The 4,882-nt window shown below is 74.9% G+C and carries 3 protein-coding genes, 1 tRNA gene, 1 pseudogene and 1 riboswitch; of the genes and pseudogenes, 4 read left to right on the forward strand and 1 reads right to left on the reverse strand.

Features of this window, described 5'->3' with window-relative positions:
* Positions 1-371 (forward strand): annotated as a pseudogene (locus J0670_RS30145) (hypothetical protein); the annotation flags it as partial.
* A complete protein-coding gene (locus J0670_RS30150) occupies positions 368-2,695 on the forward strand; it encodes a xanthine dehydrogenase family protein molybdopterin-binding subunit (RefSeq protein WP_207814875.1) in 2,328 nt (775 codons plus the stop codon). The pseudogene J0670_RS30145 and the gene J0670_RS30150, both read left to right, overlap by 4 nt.
* Positions 2,696-2,757: 62 nt before the next feature.
* Here J0670_RS30150 and J0670_RS30155 read toward each other — a convergent pair.
* Positions 2,758-2,829: transfer RNA gene (locus tag J0670_RS30155), tRNA-Cys, on the reverse strand.
* 104 nt (positions 2,830-2,933) lie between these two features.
* Positions 2,934-2,999: riboswitch (guanidine-III (ykkC-III) riboswitch) on the forward strand.
* 44 nt (positions 3,000-3,043) lie between these two features.
* On the opposite strand from J0670_RS30155, the gene J0670_RS30160 reads away from it, so the two are divergent.
* Both J0670_RS30160 and J0670_RS30165 read left to right on the forward strand, forming a co-directional pair.
* Positions 3,044-3,358 (forward strand): multidrug efflux SMR transporter, encoded by a 315-nt coding sequence (locus J0670_RS30160; protein WP_207814876.1) that lies wholly within the window; start codon positions 3,044-3,046, stop codon positions 3,356-3,358.
* A gap of 96 nt (positions 3,359-3,454) precedes the next feature.
* Positions 3,455-4,882 (forward strand): MFS transporter (locus tag J0670_RS30165; RefSeq protein WP_207814877.1); only part of this gene is annotated, 1,428 nt, incomplete at its 3' end.

The raw sequence follows: 4,882 nt of genomic DNA on the forward strand, positions 1-4,882 counted from the left end.
TGACGGCAGGACACCCCGGCATCCCCGCCCAGGCCGTGGACGACCAGGTGTACTACCAGCCGCAGGGCTACCCCGAGCAGCCCTACCAGGCCACCCCCGCCCACGGCACCTACGTGCCGGCCGGCTACCCGGACGGCCATCGGCAGAACGGCTACGACACCGGGTACGACGCCCCGGTGTACGAGTCCACCCCCGCGCACGGCACCCCGCTGCCCGGCACCGCCCACGACGGCACGCCCGCGCACGGCACCCCGTACGCCGATCCGCACCCGCACGGTGCCCCGGCCGAGGGCGGCGCCCCGGCCGGCGTCCCGTACGGCGCCACCCCCGCCCACGGCATCCGCCTCCCCGAGGACGACCACGCATCATGACGTCGCCTACCGACATCGGCGCAGCACTCCAGCAGGACGGCGGCGAGGGCGGCGCACCGGAGCCGTTCGGCCTGGGCAGCTCCCCGCTGCGCAGCGACGCGCTGCCCAAGGCGCTCGGCATCTACCCGTACGCGGCCGACCTGTGGGCCGAGGGGCTGCTGTGGGGCGCGGTGCTGCGCTCCCCGCACCCGCACGCCCGGATCCGCGGCATCGACACCTCGGCCGCGCTCGCGCTGCCCGGGGTGCACGCCGTGGTCACCGCCGCCGACCTGCCGCCCGGCCCGGACGGCCTGCCGGACGGCGCCCCGGCCGGACCGATCGTCGCCGACCGGCCGGTGCTGGCCGCCGGCGTGGTGCGCCACCACGGCGAGCCGGTGGCCGCGGTGGCCGCCGACCACCCGGACACCGCCCGGCTGGCGGTCGGCCTGATCACGGTCGACTACGAGCCGCTGGAGGCGGTGACCGACCCCGAGCAGTCCTTCACCGCGCCGCCGCTGCACCCGGACGGCAACCTGTTCCGCCACCTGCCGCTGCGCACCGGGGACCCGGACGCGGCCGGCGAGATCGTCGTCGAGGGCCTCTACCAGGTCGGCCGGCAGGACCCGGCCCCGCTCGGCGCCGAGGCCGGGCTGGCCGTACCGCGCCCGGACGGCGGCGTCGAGCTGCACCTGTCCTCCACCGACCCGCACGGCGACCGCGACCGCACCGCCGCCTGCCTGGGCCTGGAGCCCGACCGGGTCCGGTTGGTGGCCACCGGCGTGCCCGGCGCCACCACCGACCGCGAGGACCTCTCCTTCCAGGTCACCCTGGCGCTGCTGGCGCTGCGCACCGGCCGCCCGGTGAAGATGACGCTGACCCGCGAGGAGTCCTTCCACACCCACGCCTCGCGCCACCCCGCGCTGCTGCGCTACCGCCACCACGCCGACGCCGAGGGCAAGCTGGTGAAGGTCGAGGCGCAGATCCTGCTGGACGGCGGCGCCTACGCGGACGTCTCGGCCGAGGCGCTGGCCGCCGCGACGGCCTTCTCGGTCGGCCCGTACGTCTGCCCGAACGTCTTCGTGGACGCCTGGGCGGTGCGCACCAACAACCCGCCGGCCGGGCGGATGCGCGGCGAGGGCGCGTTGCAGGCCTGCTTCGCGTACGAGTCGCAGCTGGACCAGCTGGCCGCCCGGGTCGGCGTGGACCCGGTGGAGATCCGTCGCCGCAACGCGATGGCCACCGGAGACCCGCTGCCCACCGGACAGGCCGTCACCTGCCCGGCCCCGGTGCGCGCGCTGCTGGACGCGGTGGCGGCCGAGCCGCTGCCGGCCCTGCCGGTGGACGACCCGGACGCCGAGTGGCTGCTGCCGGGCGGGCCCGGCGGCGCCGGGGACCCGGCGGCGGTGCGGCGCGGGATCGGCTACGCCGTGGGCATGGTGCACATGCTGGGCGCCGAGGGCGAGGACGAGGTCTCCACGGCCACCGTGCGGGTCAGCGGCGACCACGCCACGGTGATCTGCGCGGCCGTCGACGCCGGGCAGGGCTTCGCCACGCTGGCCCGGCAGATCGTGCAGACCGTCCTGGGCGTCAGCGAGGTCTACATCGCGCCGGCCGACAGCGACCAGTCGATCGCCGGGCCGTCCGCCCGCGGCCGGCACACCTGGGTCTCCGGCGGGGCGGTCGAGCGGGCCGCGCTGATGGTCCGCCACCAGCTGCTGCAGCCGATCGCGGCCAACTTCGGGATGTCGGCGGAGCTGCTGCAGATCGCCGACGGCAAGATCACCTCCTACGACGGGGTGCTCGGCATGCCGGTCGCCGAGGCGCTGGAGGGCAAGGAGCTCTGGGCCACCGCGCAGTGCCGCCCGCACCCGACCGAGCCGCTGGACGAGTCCGGGCAGGGCGACGCCTTCGTCTCGATCTCCTTCTGCGCGATGCGCGCGGTGGTGGACGTGGACATCGAGCTGGGCGCGGTCCGGGTGGTCGAGATGACCGTCGCCCAGGACGTCGGCCGGGCGCTGAACCCGCGGCAGATCGAGGACCGGATCGAGGCGGGCGTGGCCCAGGGCGTGGGCCTGGCGCTGATGGAGGACCTCCAGACCTCGGGCGGGGTGCTGCTCAACCCCTCGCTCACCGGCTACCGGTTGCCCACCTCGCTGGACACCCCGGAGGTGAGGATCGCCGCGCTGCTGGAGGAGCGGGACGTGGTCGCCACCTTCGGCGCCAAGGCGGTCAGCGCCGTGCCCGCGGTGGTAGCCCCGGCGGCCGTCGCGGCCGCCGTCCGGGCCGCCACCGGCCTGCCGGTCGGCCGGCTGCCGATCCGCGCGGAGGACGCCGTCACCGCCTGAGCGGGACGACCGAAAAGGAATTGCCGGCCGACTCCGGGAGTCGGCCGGCAATTCCTTTTCCGAGGCCATGGCGGGGATCGAACCCGCGTGCACCGCTTTGCAGACGGTTCCCTAAGCCACTCGGGCACACGGCCAGTGAATTCAGGATGGCGGAATTCGGGAGAGCGGTCAATGACTTACCGTGAATTCCGTGTAACGCCGTGTGAATTCCGGAGGGCCCGGTGTGCTACGGTCGGAGACGGTGACGGTTCCTCCGTCGCTCCGGACGAGCGCGTCGTACCCGGTGACGACAAGACGGCGCAGTTCAGCGGCAACCCGGCCGCTGTGGACTGCGGAGGTACGGCCGTCATGGCCTGGCTCGTTCTGATCGTCTCGGGTCTCCTGGAGACCGTCTGGGCGGTGGCCCTGGAATCGTCCAAGGGCTTCTCCCGCCTCGTTCCCAGCGCCGTCTTCGGCGTCGCCCTGCTGCTCAGCATGGGCGGGCTGGCGTACGCGATGCGCACCATCCCGATCGGCACCGGTTACGCGGTCTGGGTCGGCATCGGCGCGGTCGGCACCGCGCTCTACGGCATGGCCGTCCTGGGGGACCAGGCGACGGCGGCCCGGATCGGCTGCCTGCTGCTGATCGTCTCCGGCGTGGTGGGGCTCAAGGTGCTGCACTGACCCCCGCTCGCGCGTGTGGTCCTAGACCTGACGTCCCAGCTGATCAGCGACCCTGGTCAGGGGTCACCGAGGCAGACGGCTCTTACGATGTTACGTATGACCACTGCCTCCCCCACCTCGGTCGACCCCACCTCGACATCCCCCGGAAGCGACCCCGGTGGCGGAGTCCTCAGCGGCCGCTACCGCGCGCTGACGCTGGGCATCGTGTCGGTGGTCCTGGTGATCGCCTTCGAGGCGACCGCCGTCAACACCGCGATGCCGACGGCGGCCCGCCAGCTGCACGGACTCGGGCTGTACGCCTTCGCCTTCTCCGGCTACTTCACCACCACGCTGTTCGCGCTGGTCGTCTCCGGCCAGTGGTGCGACCGGAGCGGTCCGCTGCGGCCGCTGTTCTCCGGCATCGCGGTGTTCGGCGTGGGCCTGGTGGTGGCCGGGACGGCGCCCGGCATGTGGGTCTTCGTGGCCGGGCGGGCGATCCAGGGCCTGGGCGGCGGGCTGGTGATCGTCGCCCTGTACGTGGTGGTCGGCCGGGCCTACCCGGAGCGGCTGCGGCCGGCGGTGTTCGCGGCCTTCTCCTCTGCCTGGGTGCTGCCCTCGATCATCGGCCCGCTGGTCTCCGGGGCCGTCACCCAGCACCTGGGCTGGCGCTGGGTCTTCCTGGCCGTCCCGGTGCTGATCCTGCTGCCGCTGGCGGTGATGGGCCCGGCGCTGGCCCGCTCCGAGCGCGAGCACCCGGTGGAACGGGGCGCGGCCTTCGACCGCCGCCGCACCCTGCTGGCCGCGATGGCGGCGGTCGGCGCCGGCCTGTTGCAGTACGCGGGCCAGCGCCGCGACCTGATCGGGCTGGTCCCCGGGATCGCCGGGGCGGCGCTGCTGGTGCCGGCCGTCCTGGGACTGCTGCCGAAGCGGACCCTGCGGGCCGGGCGCGGACTGCCGACGGTCATCCTGCTGCGCGGGCTGGCGGCCGGGGCGTTCCTCGGGGCCGAGGCCTTCGTCCCGCTGATGATGACCACCGAGCGCGGCCTCTCGCCGACGCTCTCCGGGCTGACCCTGACCAGCGGCGGGCTCACCTGGGCGTTGGGCTCCTGGCTCCAGGGGCGGCCGGGGGCCGAGCGCTACCGCGAGGCGATGATCCGGGGCGGCTTCCTGCTGACCGCGGTGGCGATCGCGGGCGCCGCGCTGGTGCTGGTCCCGGGGGTGCCGGCCTGGGCGGCGTCGGTGGCCTGGGGCGTCGGCGGCATCGGGATGGGACTGACGGTCGCGAGCGTCAGCGTGCTGATGATGAGGCTCTCCGCGCCGGAGGACGCCGGGGCCAACTCGGCCGCCCTGCAGATGAGCGACGCGCTGGGCAACGTGCTGCTGACGGGCATGGCCGGGGTGCTGTTCGCGGCGCTGGGCGGCGGCTCGCTGGCCGCCACCCACGAGGGCGCCCGGGCCGCCGGCTCGCCCGGCGCCTTCGCGGTGATCCTGCTGTCGATGGCCGGGGTGGCGCTGCTCGGCGCGCTGCTCTCCGGCCGGGTGCGG

This window comes from Streptomyces sp. FH025, from assembly GCF_017427025.1.
In the GTDB taxonomy this organism is placed as follows: Bacteria; Actinomycetota; Actinomycetes; order Streptomycetales; family Streptomycetaceae; genus Kitasatospora.

Excerpts from the sequence above, each read along its gene's own strand:
- J0670_RS30150 (WP_207814875.1), top strand. The coding sequence starts at position 368 with ATGACGTCGCCTACCGACATCGGCGCAGCACTCCAGCAGGACGGCGGC.
- J0670_RS30160 (WP_207814876.1), top strand. The coding sequence starts at position 3,044 with ATGGCCTGGCTCGTTCTGATCGTCTCGGGTCTCCTGGAGACCGTCTGG.